Annotated in this window: 16 protein-coding genes and 3 rRNA genes; 10 read left to right on the forward strand and 9 right to left on the reverse strand. The window is 61.2% G+C overall.

Annotated features, from left to right (window positions below):
• Positions 1 to 80: 80 nt before the first annotated feature.
• Positions 81 to 719, reverse strand: a complete 639-nt coding sequence (locus tag CFOUR_RS02975) for a CoA transferase subunit B (protein ID WP_085957803.1) — start codon at positions 717 to 719, stop codon at positions 81 to 83.
• Complete coding sequence (locus CFOUR_RS02980; RefSeq protein WP_085957804.1) at positions 719 to 1,462, reverse strand: CoA transferase subunit A; 744 nt, start codon at positions 1,460 to 1,462, stop codon at positions 719 to 721. The genes CFOUR_RS02975 and CFOUR_RS02980 overlap by 1 nt, the downstream gene beginning before the upstream one ends.
• 75 nt (positions 1,463 to 1,537) lie before the next feature.
• Between CFOUR_RS02980 and CFOUR_RS02985 the strand changes: the two genes are divergently transcribed.
• The 9 genes from CFOUR_RS02985 (at position 1,538) to rrf (ending at position 13,257) form a co-directional block, all read left to right on the forward strand.
• Positions 1,538 to 2,317 (forward strand): IclR family transcriptional regulator domain-containing protein, encoded by a 780-nt coding sequence (locus CFOUR_RS02985; protein WP_085957805.1) that lies wholly within the window; start codon positions 1,538 to 1,540, stop codon positions 2,315 to 2,317.
• A 2-nt stretch (positions 2,318 to 2,319) separates the two neighbouring features.
• Entirely contained in the window at positions 2,320 to 3,540 is a 1,221-nt protein-coding gene (locus CFOUR_RS02990) for an acetyl-CoA C-acetyltransferase (protein WP_085957806.1), read from the forward strand.
• Between the two features lie 85 nt (positions 3,541 to 3,625).
• Complete coding sequence (locus CFOUR_RS02995; RefSeq protein WP_085957807.1) at positions 3,626 to 4,642, forward strand: siderophore ABC transporter substrate-binding protein; 1,017 nt, start codon at positions 3,626 to 3,628, stop codon at positions 4,640 to 4,642.
• 10 nt (positions 4,643 to 4,652) lie between these two features.
• Positions 4,653 to 5,627, forward strand: a complete 975-nt coding sequence (locus CFOUR_RS03000) for an ABC transporter permease (RefSeq protein ID WP_101706393.1) — start codon at positions 4,653 to 4,655, stop codon at positions 5,625 to 5,627.
• Entirely contained in the window at positions 5,620 to 6,621 is a 1,002-nt protein-coding gene (locus tag CFOUR_RS03005; protein ID WP_085957808.1) for an iron chelate uptake ABC transporter family permease subunit, read from the forward strand. Before CFOUR_RS03000 ends, CFOUR_RS03005 begins: the two co-directional genes overlap by 8 nt.
• Complete coding sequence (locus tag CFOUR_RS03010; protein ID WP_085957809.1) at positions 6,618 to 7,373, forward strand: iron ABC transporter ATP-binding protein; 756 nt, start codon at positions 6,618 to 6,620, stop codon at positions 7,371 to 7,373. Before CFOUR_RS03005 ends, CFOUR_RS03010 begins: the two co-directional genes overlap by 4 nt.
• 591 nt (positions 7,374 to 7,964) lie before the next feature.
• Positions 7,965 to 9,482: ribosomal RNA gene (locus CFOUR_RS03015) — 16S ribosomal RNA — on the forward strand.
• A gap of 401 nt (positions 9,483 to 9,883) precedes the next feature.
• Positions 9,884 to 12,971: ribosomal RNA gene (locus tag CFOUR_RS03020) — 23S ribosomal RNA — on the forward strand.
• Positions 12,972 to 13,139: 168 nt separating this feature from the next.
• Positions 13,140 to 13,257: ribosomal RNA gene (gene rrf / locus CFOUR_RS03025) — 5S ribosomal RNA — on the forward strand.
• Together the 16S, 23S and 5S rRNA genes form the textbook arrangement of a ribosomal RNA operon.
• 478 nt (positions 13,258 to 13,735) lie before the next feature.
• On the opposite strand, the gene CFOUR_RS03030 is transcribed toward rrf, so the two are convergent.
• The 3 genes from CFOUR_RS03030 to CFOUR_RS03040 form a co-directional block, all read right to left on the reverse strand.
• Positions 13,736 to 14,143 (reverse strand): hypothetical protein, encoded by a 408-nt coding sequence (locus tag CFOUR_RS03030; RefSeq protein WP_143338987.1) that lies wholly within the window; start codon positions 14,141 to 14,143, stop codon positions 13,736 to 13,738.
• Between the two features lie 262 nt (positions 14,144 to 14,405).
• A complete protein-coding gene (locus tag CFOUR_RS03035) occupies positions 14,406 to 15,059 on the reverse strand; it encodes a DUF3239 domain-containing protein (protein ID WP_329955421.1) in 654 nt (217 codons plus the stop codon).
• Positions 15,060 to 15,070: 11 nt separating this feature from the next.
• Positions 15,071 to 16,711: a DNA repair helicase XPB gene (locus tag CFOUR_RS03040; RefSeq protein WP_085957329.1), complete on the reverse strand. Its 1,641-nt coding sequence runs from the start codon at positions 16,709 to 16,711 to the stop codon at positions 15,071 to 15,073.
• A 35-nt stretch (positions 16,712 to 16,746) separates the two neighbouring features.
• On the opposite strand from CFOUR_RS03040, the gene CFOUR_RS03045 reads away from it, so the two are divergent.
• Complete coding sequence (locus CFOUR_RS03045; protein ID WP_085957330.1) at positions 16,747 to 16,956, forward strand: type II toxin-antitoxin system ParD family antitoxin; 210 nt, start codon at positions 16,747 to 16,749, stop codon at positions 16,954 to 16,956.
• Between the two features lie 6 nt (positions 16,957 to 16,962).
• Here the strand turns inward: CFOUR_RS03045 and CFOUR_RS03050 are convergent, their stop codons facing one another.
• The 4 genes from CFOUR_RS03050 to CFOUR_RS03065 are packed head-to-tail and all read right to left on the reverse strand — an operon-like array spanning position 16,963 to position 19,770.
• The gene (locus CFOUR_RS03050; RefSeq protein WP_085957331.1) at positions 16,963 to 18,144 is read right to left on the reverse strand and encodes an ABC transporter permease; all 1,182 of its coding nucleotides are present in this window, start codon (positions 18,142 to 18,144) and stop codon (positions 16,963 to 16,965) included.
• Positions 18,144 to 19,022, reverse strand: coding sequence for an ABC transporter ATP-binding protein (locus tag CFOUR_RS03055; RefSeq protein WP_085957332.1), 879 nt, complete (start codon positions 19,020 to 19,022; stop codon positions 18,144 to 18,146). Before CFOUR_RS03055 ends, CFOUR_RS03050 begins: the two co-directional genes overlap by 1 nt.
• Positions 19,019 to 19,516: a hypothetical protein gene (locus tag CFOUR_RS03060; RefSeq protein ID WP_085957333.1), complete on the reverse strand. Its 498-nt coding sequence runs from the start codon at positions 19,514 to 19,516 to the stop codon at positions 19,019 to 19,021. Before CFOUR_RS03060 ends, CFOUR_RS03055 begins: the two co-directional genes overlap by 4 nt.
• Positions 19,513 to 19,770 (reverse strand): helix-turn-helix transcriptional regulator, encoded by a 258-nt coding sequence (locus tag CFOUR_RS03065; RefSeq protein WP_085957334.1) that lies wholly within the window; start codon positions 19,768 to 19,770, stop codon positions 19,513 to 19,515. The genes CFOUR_RS03060 and CFOUR_RS03065 overlap by 4 nt, the downstream gene beginning before the upstream one ends.
• Between the last annotated feature and the right edge of the window lie 44 nt (positions 19,771 to 19,814).

Raw genomic sequence — 19,814 nt, forward strand, 5'->3', positions numbered from 1 at the left:
CGCACTCGAGTAACGCGAGATAGATAACCGAAAGCCCCAGGTCGCAGACGCGGCCTGGGGCTTTTAGTGGTGTGGGGGCCTTAGATGGCGACCTCGAACGGCGCCTCGGTGGCTTCGCGCACGGACTCGACCGTCTCGCCCGGTGCGAGCTCAGTCAGGGTCAGACCCTGCTTCTCGTCCACGGTGAACACGGCGAGGTTGGTGATGATCTGGTTCACGCACTTCGCGCCCGTCAGCGGCAGCCGGCACTCCGGCAGCACCTTCGAATCGCCCTTCTTGGTGGTGTGCTCCATGAGCAGGATGACCTTCTTCGCGCCGTGCACGAGGTCCATCGCGCCGCCCATGCCCTTGACCATCTTGCCCGGGATCATCCAGTTGGCCAGGTCGCCGAACTGGGAGACCTCCATCGCCCCCAGCACCGCCACGTCGATGGCGCGGGAGCGGATCATGCCGAACGACGTGGACGAGCCGAAGAAGGACCCGCCCGGGGCCACAGTGATGGTTTCCTTGCCGGCGTTGATCAGCTCTGGGTCCACCGCGTCCTCGGTGGGGTAGGGGCCCACGCCCAAGATGCCGTTTTCGGAGTGGAGCACGACCTCAACGTCTTTGGGCAGGTAGCCCGGGATGAGGGTGGGTATGCCGATGCCCAAGTTGACGTACTGGCCGTTTTCCAGCTCTTGCGCGGCGCGTGCCGCCATCTCTTGCCTGCTCCAGGCCATTACTCGCTCACCGTCCTAAATTCGATGCCGGTTTCCTGCGGGCCGACTTCCACCACGCGGTCAACGTAGATGCCGGGCAGGTTGACCTCGGCTGCGGGGATCTCGTCGACCACTTCCTCCGCCTGCACGACAGTGATTTTGCTGGCGACCGCCGCATCCGGGTTGAAGTTCTGCGCCGTCTTGGAAAACACGAGGTTGCCAAAGCGGTCTGCCTTGTGCGCGTGCACGAACGCGAAGTCCGGGGTGAGCGCTGTTTCCATAACGTACTGCTCGCCGTTGAATTCGCGCAGCTCCTTCGGGCGGGAGTATTCGGCGATGGTGCCGTCCGAGTTGTAGCGGGTGGGGATCTCGCCGGTGGCCAGCGGGGTGCCCACGCCGGCCTTGGTGTAGAACGCCGGGATGCCGGCGCCGCCTGCCCGCAGGCGCTCTGCCAGCGTGCCTTGCGGCGTGAACTCGACGGTGAGCTCGCCTTCCAGGTACTGGCGCGCGTACTCCTTGTTGGTGCCCAGGTAGGAGCCGATGGAGCGGGAGATCCGCTTGTCCGCCAGCAGCAGGCCCAGGCCGAAGCCGTCGGTGCCCAGGTTGTTGGAAATGATCGTGAGATCGCCGGCGCCCTGGGCGCGAAGTGCGTCGATCAGCCTGGCGGGGATGCCCACCAGGCCGAAGCCGCCCACGGCGATGGAGGCGCCGTCGTGAATGTCGGCGACCGCCTCCTCCGCTGTAGAAACCACCTTGTTAATCATGTGGGCATCGTAACTGTTGTGCGCTGACTGCACAAGGGTTCACAAAGCGAACCTGTATCGGTTAGGATCACATACATGTCTGGCAGTGATGTGCAACTCGTTCAGAGCCTCTCCCGCGGGCTTGCGGTCATCCGTGCCTTCGACGGGCAGCGCCCCCGGCAGACTCTCGCCCAGGTCGCGGAGGCCACCGGTCTGCCGCGCGCCACGGCGCGCCGCTTCCTGCACACGCTTGTCGCCGAGGGGTACGCCGCCAGTGACGGCACCGTCTTCTGGCTCACCCCAAAGACCCTGGAGCTGGGGTATTCCTACCTGTCCAGCCTAGGGCTTCCCACCATCGCCCAGCCGCACCTCGACGCGCTGTCGCGCTCGCTCAACGAGTCGAGCTCGGTCACCGTCCTCGACGGTGCCGACGTGGTCTACGTCGCCCGCGCCGCGGCCAACCGCATCATGAGCGTCAACATCACCATCGGCACGCGCTTTCCCGCCTACGCCACTGCGATGGGGCGTGTGCTGCTGGCGGGCCTTCCGCCCGGCGAGCTCGACTCATACCTCGCCGCCACCACACTCGAGCCCATCACGCCTGAGACAGTGACCAGCGAGGACGCGTTCAGGCAGGTGCTTGACGACGTCCAAAGGCAGGGCTACTCCATCGTCGACCAAGAACTCGAGATGGGGCTTCGCTCAGTCGCGTGTCCCGTGCGCGACCGGTCCGGCGCGACCGTGGCGGCGGTGAACGTCTCGGCGCATGCCGGGGCGGTGGGGTGCCGGGAGGTCGTCGACAAGCTGCTGCCCCCGCTGCAGGCGACGGCGCGCGCCGTCGAGCGCGACCTGCAAACAACCAACCTCAAGGAGTGACAATGAGTGACCCGAACGACATCGTGATCTGCAACCCCAAGCGCACCCCGGTGGGGCGCTACGGCGGCGCGTTCGTGGGCGTGCCGGTGCAGGAGCTGGCCGCCACCGCGGTCAAAGCCGTGATCGAAGACGCTGGCATTGCCGGCGACGCGGTGGACGACATCATCCTCGGCCAGGCGTCGCCGAACGGTGCGGCACCCGCGCTGGGCAGGGTCGTCGCACTCGACGCTGAACTGGGGGTCAACGTCCCAGGCATGCAGCTGGATCGCCGCTGCGGCTCCGGCCTGCAGGCGGTGGCCACCGCGGCCGCACACGTCGCCTCGGGCGCGGCGGAACTGATCATCGCCGGCGGCGCGGAATCCATGTCCAACACCGAATACACCGTGGACGGCAAGGTCCGCTGGGGCGTCAAAGGCGGGACCATGGAGTTGAAGGATCGCCTGCAGGAAGGGCGCGAACAGGCCGGCGGCAAGCACCACCCGATCCCGGGCGGGATGATTGAAACCGCCGAAAACTTGCGCGAGGAGTACTCCATCACCCGCGAGCGCCAGGACAAACTGGCGGTGGCCTCCCACACGCGCGCGGCCGCAGCGCAGGACGCCGGTGACTTCGACGCGGAGATCGTCCCGGTATCCGTCCCGCAGCGCAAGGGCGAGCCGGTAGTGGTGGACAAAGATGAGCACATCCGCCCCGGCACTACCGAGGAGTCCCTGGCCAAGCTGCGTCCGGTGATGGGCAAGGCGATGGACGGCGCCACCGTGACCGCTGGCAACGCCTCCGGACAGAACGACGGGGCGGCCGCGATGATTGTCACTACCCGGGAAAAGGCGCAAGCGCTCGGCCTAGACCCGTACGCCGTGCTGCGCGGCTGGGCCATGGCCGGCGTGGCGCCGGAGACTATGGGTATCGGTCCGGTGGATGCGACCCGGAAAGTGTTCGATCGGCTTGGCCTGACCTTCGACGACATCGACCTCATCGAGCTCAACGAGGCCTTTGCCGCGCAGGCGCTGGCCGTGCTTGACGCGTGGGGGATCTCTGAAGACGACCCTCGACTCAACCCAGTCGGCTCCGGTATCTCCCTGGGCCACCCGGTCGGCGCCACAGGTGCGCGCATGGTGGTCACTGCTGCGCATCGGATGCGTCGCACGGACGCGCAGCGCGCCTTGGTGACAATGTGTATTGGCGGTGGTCAGGGCCTTGCGGCGGTGATCGAGAAGGCGTAAGTCGGGGGCGGGATAGGCTCTCAAGTTTGGTTAGCCTAAGATGGGTCAGGTAACCCTAACCTGGACTATAGAAAGGAGGACGACCATGAACCGTTTTTCGCGTTCCGCTCTGATCGCCCTCGCCACCGCAGGCACCCTCGCCCTGGGGGCGTGCTCCACCGCCGAGACCGACCCCAGCGAGACGGCCACCTCTGTGGAGACCTCCGCGCAGTCTGACGGCTCTGACAGCACCGTCACTGTGACCGACAACTACGGCGACAAGACGGTGGCAGTGCCGCCGAAGCGCGTGGTCGCCCTGGACAACCGCTCCTTTGAGCTGCTGGATTCCTGGGGCATCAAGCCGGTCGCTGCGGCGCGCCAGCTCGTGCCCGACTCCATTCCGGGCATCGCGGACGACGAAGACATCATTGACATCGGCAACCACCGCGAGCCGAACCTCGAGGCCATCGTCGCCGCCGAACCGGACGTGATCATCTCCGGACAGCGGTTTGAGAAGTACGACCAGGACATTGAAAAGCTCGTCCCGGACGCCACGCTGCTGGACTTCGAGCCGCGTGACAACGAGCCCTTCGACCGGGAGTTGATCCGCCAGACCCTCGAGCTGGGCGACATCTTTGGCAAGCAGGCCGAGGCGGAGCAGGCTGTCCAGGAGTTCACCGAGGCAGTTCAGCGCGCCCGCAACGCCTACAACCCCGAGCAGAAAGTGATGGCGCTGAACGTCTCCGGCGGTGAAATCGGCTACGTCGCCCCAGGCGTGGGCCGTGTGTGGGGCCCGCTGTTCGATCTGATCGGCTTCACCCCAGCGCTGGAGGTGGCTAACGCCTCTGACGACCACCAGGGCGACGACATTTCTGTCGAAGCCATCGCCAACGCCAACCCGGACTGGCTGTTCGTGCTGGACCGCGACGCAGGCGTGAAGTCCATCTCGGATTCGCCGGAAGCGCTGTCCGTGATCAACGATTCCGCCCCGCTGAAGAACGTGGCCGCGGTCAAGGACGGCCATGTGTACGTGGCGCCGGCGGATACGTACACCAACGAATCTATATTCACCTACACCGAGATCCTCAACCAGATCTCCGAGCAGCTCGAGGCGGAAAAGTAGCCTGTCATCGATGACTGATACGCCGACCGCAACCCGCCCCAAGCTTTTAGATTGGAAGCTCGGGGTGGGCGTCGTTTTCGTTCTCGCGCTTCTGGCCGCTTCGCTGGCAGTTGGGCAGTACGACATTTTGGGCTCTGCCGACGGGTGGGAAATGTTCGGCGCCACGCGCGTCCCGCGCACCATCGCGCTGGTGCTCGCGGGGGCCGCGATGGCAATGAGCGGGTTGATCATGCAGATGCTCACCCAAAACCGCTTCGTCGAACCCACCACCACGGGCACCACCGAATGGGCGGGCCTGGGCCTGCTCGCGTCGTTCCTGCTGTTTCCCGATGGGTCGGTGATGACGCGCATGCTGCTCGCGGTGGGCGCCGCCTTCATCGGCACCATGGTCTTTTTCGCCTTCTTGCAACGGGTCACGCTGCGCTCCAGCCTGGTGGTGCCCATCGTCGGCATCATGCTCGGTGCTGTGGTGAGTGCGGTGTCCACGTTCATCGCACTGCAGACCGACATGCTGCAATCCCTTGGCATCTGGTTCGCCGGCTCGTTCACCAGCGTCATTGCCGGCCAATACGAGGTGCTTTGGGTGGTGCTCTTCGTAGTCGTCGCCGTGTTCTTCTACGCCGACCGCCTCACCGCCGCCGGCCTCGGCGAGGACATCGCCACCAACATCGGGCTGAACTACAACCGCATCGTGCTGGTGGGCACCAGCCTCGTTGCGGTGGCCACTGGCGTGGTCACAGTTGTGGTGGGCAACCTGCCGTTTCTCGGCCTCATCGTCCCCAACATCGTGAGCATGTTGCGTGGCGACGACCTCCGGTCCAACCTTCCCTGGGTCTGCCTCACCGGCATCGGCGTGGTCACGCTGTGCGACCTTCTCGGACGCATCATCATCGCCCCCTTTGAAATGCCGGTGTCCGTCATTTTGGGCGTGGTCGGCGCGGCCGTCTTCATCACCTTGATTGTGAAACGAGGCCGGCATGCGTGAAGTCGGAGCGTTCCAATCGTCGCAAAGCAAAAAGCGCTACTGGCTGATCACCGCAGCGCTGGCGGTGGCCGCAGTGCTGTTCACCGCGGGCCTGCTCGCATGGGGCAACCCGATGGAATTCGGCACCCGCGGCTACTGGCTGATTGCACAGCGCCGCATGACTTCCGTCATCGCCATGGCGCTGGTCGCGCTGTGCCAGGCGGTGGCGACAGTCGCCTTCCAAACAGTGACCAACAACCGCATCATCACCCCTTCGATCATGGGGTTTGAAGCGCTCTACGTAGCCATCCACACCGCGACTGTCTACTTCCTCGGAGCGGCCGGTCTGGCCAACGCACACACACTGCAGATGTTCGTTGTGCAGCTGGTCTTGATGGTGGGGCTGAGCTTGGTGCTCTACACCTGGCTGCTCGCCGGCGACAACCCGAACATGCACGCCATGCTGCTGGTGGGCATCGTGCTCGGCGGGGGACTGGGAAGCGTGTCCACCTTCATGCAGCGCTTGCTTACCCCGAGCGAATTCGACGTGCTCACCGCGCGACTGTTCGGCTCGGTAAACAACGCGGACCCGCAGTACTACCCGCTGGCCGTGCCGCTGGTGGTGGTCGCGGTGGCGCTGATGCTGGCCAACTCGCGCCGCTTGAACGTGCTCGGGCTGGGGCGGGACGTGGCGCTCAACCTCGGCGTCAACCACAAAAAGCACGCGATTTATACCCTCGTGCTGGTCTCGGTGCTCATGGCGATATCGACCGCGCTGGTCGGGCCCATGACATTCCTCGGATTCCTGGTGGCCACGCTCGCGTACCAACTCGCGGACACCTACGACCACCGTTACGTGTTCCCGCTGGCCGCGCTGCTGGGCTACTGCATCCTGGCTGGCGCGTACTTCACCATGAACCACATTTTCTACGCGCAGGGCGTCGTATCCATCATCATCGAGTTGGTGGGCGGCCTGACGTTCCTCATCGTCGTACTACGGAAGGGGAGACTGTGATCGAGCTCAACGAGGTGAGCAAGGCTTATGGCGACGACACCGCCATCGGGCCGGTCTCACTGAAAATTCCGGCAGGTGGCATCACCGCGCTGGTGGGACCCAACGGTGCAGGTAAATCCACGCTGCTCACCATGATTGGCAGGCTGCTCGCCCTCGATTCCGGCTCCGTGCGCATCGGACAGATGGACGTGGCTGCATCCAACCCCAAAGAGCTGGCGAAAGTGGTGTCCATCCTGCGGCAGGAGAACCACTTTGTCACCCGCCTGACCGTGCGCCAGCTCGTCGGCTTTGGCCGCTTTCCCTACTCGGGCGGGCGTTTGACCGCCGAGGACGAGGAGATCATCTCCCGATACATCGACTTTTTCGGTCTGGGCGAGCTCGAGCACCGATACCTCGACCAGCTCTCCGGCGGCCAACGGCAGCGCGCCTATGTGGCCATGGTGCTGTGCCAGGAGACGGACTATGTGCTTCTCGACGAGCCTTTGAACAACCTGGACATCTCCCACTCCGTCGAGATGATGCAGCACCTGCACACAGCAGCCCGGCAGTTCGGCCGCACGATCGTCATCGTTTTGCACGACATCAACTTCGCCGCCCGGTACGCGGACTACATCTGCGCCGCGAAAGACGGCCAAGTGTTCGCCTTCGGCACAGTGGAGGAGATCATGCGCGACGATCTACTCACCGAGATCTTCAATACTCCGGTGCAGGTGATCGACGGGCCGCATGGGCCGATTGCCGCGTATCACTAAAATCGGCACTGAACTGGCGGTTTGTGTTGGTTTATGGTTCGTGGTTATATATCCATCTGTTGCTTCTGAGCGGCTTTGGTCGGTCAGGGGGAATGGTTTAAGTGAATAGGGGTTGCCGTTGAGGTGAACGGGAGTTGAATTTGGGTTTGACTTTTGGTTGCTTCGGTGTGTAGCTTCTTGTGAAGCCGCTTGTTCGGTTGGGATCGTGTTGTGGTTCTGGCTGGTGGGTGTGCTGGTGTTGTTTGAGAACTCGATAGTGTGCCAATGTACTTTTGTTGCGTGGGTGTGTTTGCCTGCCTTTTCGTGCACTGTGTGGTGCGTGCCTGTTTGGGTGTGTGCCGGTGGTGGCGTGGTTGAATTCCATTGATGGATCGCGTCATTGTTTGGTTCGGTGTGCGTGGGGTGTGGTTTTCATGTTTCACGTATTTTTTCATCGGCCCTTGTTTTGCCCCGTCGGGTTGGGGTCGGTGGTGTTGAACCTTTGTAATTTTTGGATTGTGCCAGTCTGATGCTGCGTTTTTTGTGGTGTTGGTTTGGTTTGTTTTTGGTTGGGTATTGGGCTTTTCACGGCCTGTTTCTGCTGAAACATATTTTGTGGAGAGTTTGATCCTGGCTCAGGATGAACGCTGGCGGCGTGCTTAACACATGCAAGTCGAACGGAAAGGCCCAAGCTTGCTTGGGTACTCGAGTGGCGAACGGGTGAGTAACACGTGGGTGATCTGCCCTGCACTTCGGGATAAGCCTGGGAAACTGGGTCTAATACCGGATAGGACCACTTCTTGGATGTTGTGGTGGAAAGTTTTTTCGGTGTGGGATGAGCTCGCGGCCTATCAGCTTGTTGGTGGGGTAATGGCCTACCAAGGCGTCGACGGGTAGCCGGCCTGAGAGGGTGTACGGCCACATTGGGACTGAGATACGGCCCAGACTCCTACGGGAGGCAGCAGTGGGGAATATTGCACAATGGGCGCAAGCCTGATGCAGCGACGCCGCGTGGGGGATGACGGCCTTCGGGTTGTAAACTCCTTTCGCTAGGGACGAAGCGTTTTTGTGACGGTACCTGGAGAAGAAGCACCGGCTAACTACGTGCCAGCAGCCGCGGTAATACGTAGGGTGCGAGCGTTGTCCGGAATTACTGGGCGTAAAGAGCTCGTAGGTGGTTTGTCGCGTCGTTTGTGTAAGCCCGCAGCTTAACTGCGGGACTGCAGGCGATACGGGCATAACTTGAGTGCTGTAGGGGAGACTGGAATTCCTGGTGTAGCGGTGGAATGCGCAGATATCAGGAGGAACACCGATGGCGAAGGCAGGTCTCTGGGCAGTAACTGACGCTGAGGAGCGAAAGCATGGGTAGCGAACAGGATTAGATACCCTGGTAGTCCATGCCGTAAACGGTGGGCGCTAGGTGTGAGTCCCTTCCACGGGGTTCGTGCCGTAGCTAACGCATTAAGCGCCCCGCCTGGGGAGTACGGCCGCAAGGCTAAAACTCAAAGGAATTGACGGGGGCCCGCACAAGCGGCGGAGCATGTGGATTAATTCGATGCAACGCGAAGAACCTTACCTGGGCTTGACATGCACCAGATCGCTACAGAGATGTAGTTTCCCTTTGTGGTTGGTGTACAGGTGGTGCATGGTTGTCGTCAGCTCGTGTCGTGAGATGTTGGGTTAAGTCCCGCAACGAGCGCAACCCTTGTCTTATGTTGCCAGCACGTTATGGTGGGGACTCGTGAGAGACTGCCGGGGTTAACTCGGAGGAAGGTGGGGATGACGTCAAATCATCATGCCCCTTATGTCCAGGGCTTCACACATGCTACAATGGTCGGTACAATGCGCGTGCGAGCCTGTGAGGGTGAGCGAATCGCTGAAAGCCGGTCGTAGTTCGGATTGGGGTCTGCAACTCGACCCCATGAAGTCGGAGTCGCTAGTAATCGCAGATCAGCAACGCTGCGGTGAATACGTTCCCGGGCCTTGTACACACCGCCCGTCACGTCATGAAAGTTGGTAACACCCGAAGCCAGTGGCCTGTCATGGGAGCTGTCGAAGGTGGGATCGGCGATTGGGACGAAGTCGTAACAAGGTAGCCGTACCGGAAGGTGCGGCTGGATCACCTCCTTTCTAAGGAGTTTTTTGTTTGCCCGCAGTTGTGGGTGTGTGGTGGTTGAGTCGCCGAGTGTGTGACTGCCACTTGTTTTAAATTGTTCACTGGGTGGACATGCACCTGTGGGTGGTTGGTTGCCGGCCGAGAATGTGGTTGGTGGTTGGACTGCCTGGTTGTGGGTGTGTGCTGCATGGTGTTGGTGGGCTTGATTGCTTGCGTGATGAGAGTATGTAGTTGGTGCACTGTTGGGTGTCTGGGGCAGCATTGGTTTGTCCTTTTGGGCCCTGCTTTTCTGCTGGTGTGAATGTTTGTGTTTGCGCTGGTGGGGTGGGGTTGTGTTGTGTGAGAACTGTATAGTGGACGCGAGTATCTTTCTTTTTTGTGTTTTGGTGTTTATACCTTGATTGTTTGTGTGTCCGTGTGTTTTGTTACGGGCGTATGGTGGATGCCTTGGCATGCTGAGCCGATGAAGGACGTGTGAGGCTGCGTTATGCCTCGGGGAGTTGCCAACAAAGCGTTGATCCGAGGATGTCCGAATGGGGAAACCCAGCATCAGTTGTGTGGTGTTACCCGCAGGTGAATACATAGTCTGTGTGGGGGTTGACGCGGGGAAGTGAAACATCTCAGTACCCGTAGGAGAAGAAAACAATTGTGATTCCGTGTGTAGTGGCGAGCGATAGCGGATGAGGCTAAACCGTGTGCGTGTGATACCTGACAGGGGTTGCGTGTGCGGTGTTGTGGGGCGTAGACGTTTGCAGGCTGTCGACTGTGAGCATGATTTATACGTGTCAGCGGAAGCATCTGGGATGGTGCACCGGAGTAGGTGATGAGTCCTGTACGTGAAGGCATGTGTGGTTGTGTTGTTTATGTTTTCCCCGAGTAGCAGCGGGCTCGTGGAATCTGCTGTGAATCTGCCGGGACCACCCGGTAAGCCTAAATACTCAGTGTGACCGATAGTGAATTAAGTACCGTGAGGGAATGGTGAAAAGTACCCCGGGAGGGGAGTGAAAGAGTTCCTGAAACCATGCGCTTACAATCCGTCAGAGCACCTTTTCGTGTGTGATGGCGTGCCTTTTGAAGAATGAGCCTGCGAGTCAGCGGCATGTCGCGAGGTTAACCCGCCTGTGGGGGAGCCGTAGCGAAAGCGAATCCGAAGAGGGTGGCAAGTGGCATGTCCTGGACCCGAAGCGGGGTGATCTACCCATGGCCAGTGTGAAGCAGCTGTAAGAGGTTGTGGAGGCGCGAACCCACTTAGGTTGAAAACTGAGGGGATGAGCTGTGGGTAGGGGTGAAAGGCCAATCAAACTCCGTGATAGCTGGTTCTCCCCGAAATGCATTTAGGTGCAGCGTGATGTGAGCTTGCCGGAGGTAGAGCTACTGGTTGGTTGAGCGGGACTATCATCTTAGCGACGTCAGCCAAACTCCGAATACCGGTTTATAGTGTTGCATTGCAGTGAGACTGTGGGGGATAAGCTTCATAGTCGAGAGGGAAACAGCCCAGATCGCCGGTTAAGGCCCCTAAGGGTGTGCTAAGTGGAAAAGGATGTGGGATCGCGAAGACAGCCAGGAGGTTGGCTTAGAAGCAGCCATCCTTGAAAGAGTGCGTAATAGCTCACTGGTCGAGTGGTTCCGCGCCGACAATGTAGTGGGGCTCAAGCACACCGCCGAAGCCGCGGCAAACATTTTTTGTTTGGGTAGGGGAGCGTCGTGTGTGGGGTGAAGCCGTACCGGAAGGAGCGGTGGACTGCATGCGAGTGAGAATGCAGGCATGAGTAACGAATGGCAAGTGAGAATCTTGCCCGCCGGATGACTAAGGGTTCCTGGGTCAAGTTCGTCTTCCCAGGGTGAGTCGGGTCCTAAGGCGAGGCCGACAGGCGTAGTCGATGGTCAACGGGTTGATATTCCCGTACCCGTATGCACGCGCCCAGTATCGAAGCGGTGATACTAACCACCCTGACCCGCCGACAGTGTTCCACCCTTGCGGTGGGATGGTTGGTGGTGATGCGTGGGGCCTGATCCGTTGTAGGTCAGTGATGGGGTGACGCAGTGAGGTAGCCTATGCCGCTGATTGGATTGCGGTGCAAGCGTGTGGCACGACAGCTAGGTCAAATCCGGCTGTCACAAGTGTGAGGCGTGATGCGTAAACCCGAATGGGTGAAGTTGGTGATCCTGGACTGCCGAGAAAAGCCTCTAGCGATGTGTGTGTACGGCCCGTACCCATAACCGACACAGGTGGTCAGGTAGAAAATACTCAGGCGAGCGGGTGAACTGTGGTTAAGGAACTCGGCAAAATGCCCCCGTAACTTCGGGAGAAGGGGGACCTCAACGCGTTGCCTTCCATACGGTTGGTGTGCGTGTTGGGGTCGCAGAGAAGAGAGGGGAGCGACTGTTTATCAAAAACACAGGTCCGTGCGAAGACGGTTAAGTTGATGTATACGGACTGACGCCTGCCCGGTGCTGGAAGGTTAAGAGGACCCGTTAGGACTTTTGTCCGAAGCGGAGAATTTAAGCCCCAGTAAACGGCGGTGGTAACTATAACCATCCTAAGGTAGCGAAATTCCTTGTCGGGTAAGTTCCGACCTGCACGAATGGCGTAACGACTCCCCTGCTGTCTCAACCACAGGCCCGGTGAAATTGCAGTACGAGTAAAGATGCTCGTTTCGCGCGGCAGGACGAAAAGACCCCGGGACCTTCACTATAGCTTGGTATTGGCATTCGGTGCGGTTTGTGTAGGATAGGTGGGAGACTTGGAAGCATGCACGCCAGTGTGTGTGGAGTCGTTGTTGAAATACCACTCTGACCGTAGTGGATATCTAACCTTGGCCCATGATCTGGGTTGGGGACAGTGCCTGGTGGGTAGTTTAACTGGGGCGGTTGCCTCCCAAAATGTAACGGAGGCGCCCAAAGGTTCCCTCAGCCTGGTTGGCAATCAGGTGTTTAGAGTGTAAGTGCACAAGGGAGCTTGACTGCGAGACTTACAAGTCGAGCAGGGACGAAAGTCGGGACTAGTGATCCGGCACCTACTTGTGGATGTGGTGTCGCTCAACGGATAAAAGGTACCCCGGGGATAACAGGCTGATCTTCCCCAAGAGTCCATATCGACGGGATGGTTTGGCACCTCGATGTCGGCTCGTCGCATCCTGGGGCTGGAGTAGGTCCCAAGGGTTGGGCTGTTCGCCCATTAAAGCGGCACGCGAGCTGGGTTCAGAACGTCGTGAGACAGTTCGGTCTCTATCCGCCGCGCGCGTTGAAACTTGAAGAAGGCTGTCCCTAGTACGAGAGGACCGGGACGGACGTACCTCTAGTGTGCCAGTTGTTCCGCCAGGAGCACGGCTGGTTGGCTACGTACGGGAGGGATAACCGCTGAAAGCATCTAAGCGGGAAGCCTGTTTTAAGATGAGGTTTCATTTGAGGTTCCCAGGAGACGACTGGGTTGATAGGCCGGACCTGGAAGCACAGCAATGTGTGGAGGCGACCGGTACTAATACACCAATAAACACCAACACCAAACAACCAACATAGGGTTGTAAACACCGCACGAAACACAACACGAATTGTGCTCGCGTCCACTGTGCAGTCACTGACACAACACACCAACCACACACCAGTGTCGGTTGGCCGAACAATTGCATACACCAGTCGCACACGCGACCCAGGCATGCCCCCCAAGGTGTGTCGGTGGTTGATAGCGGCGGGGAAACGCCCGGTCCCATTCCGAACCCGGAAGCTAAGCCCGCCCGCGCCGATGGTACTGCCCCCGGGAGGGAGTGGGAGAGTAGGTTACCGCCGACCCAACAACTTCACAAAAAGCACCCGCTGACACACAACAGTGTCAGCGGGTGCCTTTTCATATGCCCAAATAGAGCTGCATACCCAGGCCGTGGCGTCACGGTTGAGGGTTAAGGGTCAAAAAGTGTGTCTGGCTCGGCGTGTCTCACATTGGTGTGATTTGCGCGTAGCTGTCTTAGTGTGAGCCGTCGGCATCCGCAAGGGTGTCGACGGAGGCTAAGGGCTGTTGGGGGCGAGGCTATCGGTTGGTGGGGGAGTCTGCGTAGGCGTGTGGTGAAGCTGTGTGGTGTGGGGGTTGTGCGCTCCTTAAGAAAAGTGTAGCTATTATGTACACCTCAGATGCATTTTTACAGGTTGAGAGCGGGAGGTCGCTGCGAGTCCGGTTTTAGAGGTGGTCGCCGAGCTAGTAAGCATAAACTCCATTCAGCTCAATAGTCTTGAGTCAACACCTGCATGCACATGTCGGTGTAGCGCGCGTTCTCTAGGGGATATTTTGCGGGATCTCCCAATCCTCTATGGGAGATCGGCGTGTGCCCCAATAGTCAACTCCCCACTCTTGAGAGGGGGGAATTGACTCAACTCTCCCGCCGTAGATAAATGTCTTGGGCATGTAATCGCTCTGAGGGATCTTCTCCTGATTTACACGCTGCTCGGGGAGCCACTCAAATGCTCCGATTTGATGCCAGATTTTGTACTGTTTGACGAAGGAAGAGAAATCGCTATAACCGTAAAGATGTACTAACTCATTTACGGTAAATTCTGCAAAACTATCTTTGTCCTCAAAGAAGCGGATTCGTAGCAGAAGATCCCCGATTGAAGTACGCGGTTGTGACTCGACTAGTTCGTCCAGGCGCCAAATAGGCAGTTCACTTACCGCTAAAATAGTCAAGAACGTCTTCCTTTCACGCTGTCGGTTATCTAAAAATCGGAGCTTCCCCCACCTCCCGCAAACCCCGAAGAGCTTATTCTACGAAGCTCAGCCGCTCCACCGGGCTGCAGTTCTATACACGTAAACGATTCGGGATATCGGGGCGTTGGCCGAATAGTCCCACGAAACCCCGGGGCCCAAACAGCCGGCACCCCGCACACCGGTATGCGATCGAACAACCACACCGGCAGTAGTAGCCAACACCCCCCAAAAAAATGATGCGCTAGAGCTCCACGAGGGAGTTCTTGGAACGCTCGACGAGTTCGGTCTTCTTGCGGGCCCGCTCGAGCACGTTCCACTGCTCCTGAGGGATGGACTTTCGTGCCTCGGTGACGATGGATTCGTCAGGCGTGCCCCACGCGATGGGCATGGGCGTGATGGTTTGCCAGTGCTGCTGGTCGCGGGCGGAGCGCTGCGCGCCCACGGCGGCGACGGGGACTTTGGTGCCGACCTTGTCGGGGGTGTTGGGCAGGGGTTGCATGACTCGGGAGGTGATGGCCCAGCGCGGGGGCAGGGAGGGGTCGACGTTGATGTTCGCCAGGGCGGTGAGGGTGACGGTGGTGCCGGCGCGTTCGGTGATGATGGCCGGCGCGAGTGGGTGGGCGTCGTAGAGTTCCTGCACGCCGCCCACGCGGCGGGGGATGAGCAGGGCCACGACCAGCATGAGGATTCCGAAGAGGACGAGGCCGACGGAGCCGAGCCAGCGCCACGGCGAGGCGGGGTCGACGAGGAACCAGATCGCAATACCGGCGATCAAGGAGATGACGAAGATGGCCACGCCCGAGGCGACCAGGCTGCGGGTGTCGCGGACCATTTCGTTGTGCTGTTTTGCGTAGTCCTCGTCGACGTCGAACTTAAATACTTTCATGCCGTTCATGGCATACAAGTCTAGAGGTCGGCGGCGTCCACGAGCCGGTATGCATAGCCTTGTTCGGCAAGGAAGCGTTGCCGGTGCATGGCGTATTCGGCGTCGAGGGTGTCGCGGGCGACGACGGTGTAAAACACTGCCTCGGCGCCGTCGGCTTTCGGGCGCAACAACCTGCCCAGGCGCTGGGCTTCTTCTTGGCGGGAGCCGAAGGTGCCGGAGACCTGGATCGCCACAGCGGCTTCGGGCAGGTCGATGGAGAAGTTGGCCACTTTGGACACCACGAGGGTGGAGATCTCGCCGTCGCGGAAGGCTTGGAAGGCGTGTTCGCGCTTTTTGGTGGAGGTCTTGCCGTCGACGAGCGGCGCGTCGATGCGCGCGGCGATCTCTTCGAGCTGGTCCACGTATGCGCCGATGATCAGGGTTTGCTGGCCTTCGTGCTGCGCCAGCAGCTTATCGACGACTTCCAGTTTCCCGCGCGAACACGCAGCCAATCGGTAGCGTTCGCGGGTCTCCGCCGTGGCGTAGGTGAGGCGTTCTTCGTCGGTGAGCGTGGTGCGCACCTCCACGCATTCGGCGGTGGCGATGTAGCCGGCCATTTCGAGTTCTTTCCATGGGGCGTCGTAACGCTTGGGTCCGATGAGGGAGAACACGTCGTCTTCGCGGCCGTCTTCGCGCACGAGCGTGGCGGTGAGTCCGAGGCGGCGGCGGGACTGGAGGTCGGCGGCCATGCGGAACACGGGGGCGGGGAGGAGGTGGACTTCGTCGTAGATGATCAGGCCCCAGTCGCGGGAGTCGAACAGCTCGAGCGCTTTGTACTCGCCCTTCGTTTTGCGGGTGACTACCTGGTAGGTGGCGATGGTGACGGGGCGGATTTCTTTCTTCTCGCCGGAGTATTCGCCGATTTCTTCCGGTGTCAGGGTGGTGCGGCGCAGCAGCTCGTCGCGCCACTGGCGGCCGGCGACGGTGTTGGTGACCAGGATCAGCGTGGTGGTCTGCGCCTGCGCCATGGATGCCGCACCCACGATGGTTTTCCCGGATCCGCAGGGCAGGACCACCACGCCGGAGCCGCCTTCCCAGAAGGATTCGGCGGCGTATTGCTGGTAGTCGCGCAGCTTCCAGCCGTCGTGGTTCAAGGCGATCGGGTGGGATTCGCCGTCGACGTAGCCGGCGAGGTCTTCCACGGGCCAGCCCAGCTTGGTCAGCTCCTGTTTGATTTGGCCGCGGGCGGAGGGGTGGACGGGGACCGTGAGGTCGTCGATAGGCTTTGTTATCAGCGGCTGGATCTTTTTGCTGCGGGTGACCTCGACCAGGATCGCAGGGTCGTCGGCCTCCAGGATGAGCCCGTGGGCGGGGTGGTTGACCAGCTTCAGCCGGCCGTAGCGCGCCATGGTCTCGGCGACGTCCACGAGCAGCGCCTGCGGCACGGGGAAGCGCGAGTAGCGTTCGAGGGTGTCCACGGCTTGTTCCGCGTCGAAGCCGGCGGCGCGCGCGTTCCACAGCGCCAGCGGGGTGATGCGGTAAGTGTGGATGTGCTCGGGCGCGCGCTCGAGCTCCGCGAAGGGGGCGAGCGCGGCGCGGGCCTTGGGTGCGTCCGCGTGCGCGACCTCGAGCAGGACGGTCTTGTCCGATTGGACGATCAGTGGGCCGTCGCCGAGAGCCATACGTCGTTCTCCTAAACGTTGGTATCGTGCCGGTTATGGCTAAGAACACTTCAGTTGTACTCGGAGAACGTTACGACAAGTTCATCGCCCAGCTCATTCAGGACGGCCGCTACGCCTCCGCCAGCGAGGTCCTGCGCGAGGGCCTGCGGCTGGTGGAGGAGCGCGAGCAGAAGTTCGACGCGTTGCGGGTCGCGGCGGAGCGCGGCGACGTGGATGCGCAGGCGCTTATCGACGAGCTCCGCTAGCCCCCGCTACGCCTTACGCAGCACCTGCGACCACTTGGTCACGCTGCCGTTGTTCAGGATCGAACGCTTGTAGATGCGCGCGGCGAACCACACCGCCAGCACCGTCGCCAGTGCGGCGAGGGCGAAGGATCCGGCCAGCTGGGCCGCGGTGAAGTCGCCGGCGGCGTAGGACAGCGGGGCGGCGAAGATGGAAAACGGCGGGATCCAGCTCAGCACCTGCATCCAGGTGGCGTCGGTGCTCATCCAGCCGAAACCAGGGATGTAGGCAGTGGCCATGATCAGCAGCAGGATCGGCATCTGGGTGGACTGCAGGTCCTCTGTGCGCTGCACCATTGCGCCCGCTGCAGCGTAGAGCGCGCCGAAAAACAGCATCGCCAGCGCCCACGCGACCAGCAGGATGGGCACGACGGACCAATCCAGCTCGATGTCGTCCGCGAGGCCGGAGAAGTGCAGGCCTGCGGCACCCACCACAAGCAGCAGGGCGGTGGAGAGGAAACCGATGGCGAAGGTTCCCAGCAGCTTGCCGGCCAAAAAGTCCAGGGGGCGTACGGACGAGAGAACGAGTTCTACCACGCGGGAGGACTTCTCCTCGGTGACGCGGCTGCCCACCTGGGCGGCAAAGGTGATCACGGTGAAGATGACCACCAAGAGCGCGACAAACGTGGTGAGCAGACGGATGAAGTGCTGCTCGGTGTCGCCGCCGTCGTTGACGTCTACCGGTACGACTTCGATCTGCGGGGAGGCGGCCTCGTAGTCTGCGGCGGAGATGCCCAGGTTGTCCAGGGTCTCTGCCCGCGAGTACTGCTGCGACAGCCCCTCGAGTCCGGTGAGGATGCTCGTCGACGGCATTCCGTCGCTGATGACCTCCCACTGGTTTCCTTCAGCCACCAGCGCGGCTTCGACGTCGCCGTCGCGGACGAGTTGCTCGGCTTCGCTACGGTCGGTGGCAGCGCGCCCGTCGTAGCCGGCGTCGTTGAGCAGCTGCGCGTCCACGCCCACCGCGGCGACCGCCGGGCCAGCCTCGTCGGATTCGTCCTTGTCTTTTTGCCAGGCGGCGAAGCCGATGAATCCCAGCATGGCCAACAGGAGGATCACCAGCGAGATGATGGTGCCCTTCTTCAGCAGCAGGATCTGCACCTCGCGCTTGGCGGTAGTAGTGATCGTGTGCATAGGGGAGTAAGGCTTCATTACTGCACAACCTCCTTGAACATGTCGGCCAGATCCGGCACGACGCGGGTGAACTCGTGGACTGGGCCGGCGGCCATGGCGGCCTGCAGGATGGCCTGGTCGTTATCCACGGCGGCGGTTTCGACGACGACGTGGTCGGCGCCTTCGCTGACCAGGACAGCGCTTTCGGGGATCCAGCCGCGTGCGCGTGTGCCCACCCGGTAGCGCACCGGCCCGCCCGAGCGCAGCTCGTCGACGGAGCCTTCGGCCACCATGCGGCCCCGGGTGACAATGCCGATGCGGTCGCACAGGCGCTGCACCAGGTCGAGCTGGTGCGACGAGAAGATCACCGGAACACCCGCGCGGGCGCGGTCGGTGAGCATCGTGCTCATCACGTCCACCGCCACCGGGTCGAGGCCGGAAAAGGGCTCGTCCAGGATGAGGATGTCCGGGTCGTGGATGAGACTCGCGGCGAGCTGGACGCGCTGCTGGTTGCCCAACGAAAGATCGTCGAGTTTGTCGTTCAGCCGCTCACCCAGCCCCAGCTGTTCGAGCAGCTCGGTGCCGCGCTTTTTGGCGGCGGCGCCGTCGACGCCGTGGAGTTTGGCCAGAAACACGAGCTGGTCCAGGATCTTTTCTTTGCCGTACAAACCGCGCTCTTCGGGCATGTAGCCGATGCGGCGGCGGGAGTCGTCGTCAAGCGGTTGCCCGTCGAGGAGCACCTCGCCCGAATCCGCGGCGAGCACGCCCAGCGCGATGCGCATGGTGGTGGACTTGCCGGCGCCGTTGGAGCCGACAAAGCCGTACATCTCGCCGCCGTGGACGGTGAAATCCATGCCGTCGAGCGCCTGGACGCCGCCGAAGCGTTTGTGCAGGTTTCGTATTTCGATAGTTGTCATTTTTCCTCCTCTTTGCGGTTGAAGGTAATGGCGAATCCGACCATGGGCAGCGGGTAAACGGTGAGGAAGGTAAACAGCAGGAAGTACCCGCAAGCCATGAGTGCGGTGGAGCTGGGGGAGTCGCGCAGCGCCCCGAGCAGCAAGAAGACGGTGCCCCCGATGCCGGTGAGTGCGGAGTACGCCTTGAGTGCGCGCTTGCGCCAAGTGTCCAACACGTGGCGCTCGTACTCGTCGACCTGTTCATCCGGGGCGGTGTCGATGTTGTTGTTGGCGCCGCGCAGCATGGACCAGGAGTACATGCTGACCAGCATTCCGGCGACCAGGGTGGCAAGCGCCGGCCCACGAGCATCGGACACCTGCCCGGCCACGGTGCCCGCAATGGCCACAGCGATGCCGGCGAAGAATGCGACGATCAACCGGCGGGTGTCGCGGGGGTTGCGGAACCTCTTGGTGTTCAACGGGTCTTGGTCGCGGATGGAAGTGATGCGGTTCATTTGGTGTACAGCTCCTTCGACATGGGGGCGAACTCGGTGCGCGAAAACACGGCTTCCACGGGCAGCTCGAAGACGTCGCAGATGCGAAACGCTAGGTCGAGGCTGGGAGAGTGGTCGCCGCGCTCAAGGGCACCGACGGTTTGCGGGTTGACGTCGATGAGTTCCGCGAGCTGGGCACGCGACATGTCACGTTCGGCTCGGAGGACGCGGATCCGGTTATAAATCGGGTCCTTCGGTAGCTTCTTCGGTGACATGCGTTGAAGTGTTGTATAAACACAACGGTTTGTCAAGGGGTTGC

Source organism: Corynebacterium fournieri (assembly GCF_030408775.1).
Classification (GTDB): domain Bacteria; phylum Actinomycetota; class Actinomycetes; order Mycobacteriales; family Mycobacteriaceae; genus Corynebacterium; species Corynebacterium fournieri.

Coding starts and splice junctions, on each gene's coding strand:
- CFOUR_RS03000 (WP_101706393.1), top strand. CDS start 4,653: ATGACTGATACGCCGACCGCAACCCGCCCCAAGCTTTTAGATTGGAAG.
- CFOUR_RS03055 (WP_085957332.1), bottom strand. CDS start 19,022: ATGACAACTATCGAAATACGAAACCTGCACAAACGCTTCGGCGGCGTC.
- CFOUR_RS03065 (WP_085957334.1), bottom strand. CDS start 19,770: ATGTCACCGAAGAAGCTACCGAAGGACCCGATTTATAACCGGATCCGC.
- CFOUR_RS02985 (WP_085957805.1), top strand. CDS start 1,538: ATGTCTGGCAGTGATGTGCAACTCGTTCAGAGCCTCTCCCGCGGGCTT.
- CFOUR_RS02980 (WP_085957804.1), bottom strand. CDS start 1,462: ATGATTAACAAGGTGGTTTCTACAGCGGAGGAGGCGGTCGCCGACATT.
- CFOUR_RS03045 (WP_085957330.1), top strand. CDS start 16,747: ATGGCTAAGAACACTTCAGTTGTACTCGGAGAACGTTACGACAAGTTC.
- CFOUR_RS03040 (WP_085957329.1), bottom strand. CDS start 16,711: ATGGCTCTCGGCGACGGCCCACTGATCGTCCAATCGGACAAGACCGTC.
- CFOUR_RS03060 (WP_085957333.1), bottom strand. CDS start 19,516: ATGAACCGCATCACTTCCATCCGCGACCAAGACCCGTTGAACACCAAG.
- CFOUR_RS03050 (WP_085957331.1), bottom strand. CDS start 18,144: ATGAAGCCTTACTCCCCTATGCACACGATCACTACTACCGCCAAGCGC.
- CFOUR_RS03005 (WP_085957808.1), top strand. CDS start 5,620: ATGCGTGAAGTCGGAGCGTTCCAATCGTCGCAAAGCAAAAAGCGCTAC.
- CFOUR_RS02995 (WP_085957807.1), top strand. CDS start 3,626: ATGAACCGTTTTTCGCGTTCCGCTCTGATCGCCCTCGCCACCGCAGGC.
- CFOUR_RS02975 (WP_085957803.1), bottom strand. CDS start 719: ATGGCCTGGAGCAGGCAAGAGATGGCGGCACGCGCCGCGCAAGAGCTG.
- CFOUR_RS03035 (WP_329955421.1), bottom strand. CDS start 15,059: ATGAACGGCATGAAAGTATTTAAGTTCGACGTCGACGAGGACTACGCA.
- CFOUR_RS02990 (WP_085957806.1), top strand. CDS start 2,320: ATGAGTGACCCGAACGACATCGTGATCTGCAACCCCAAGCGCACCCCG.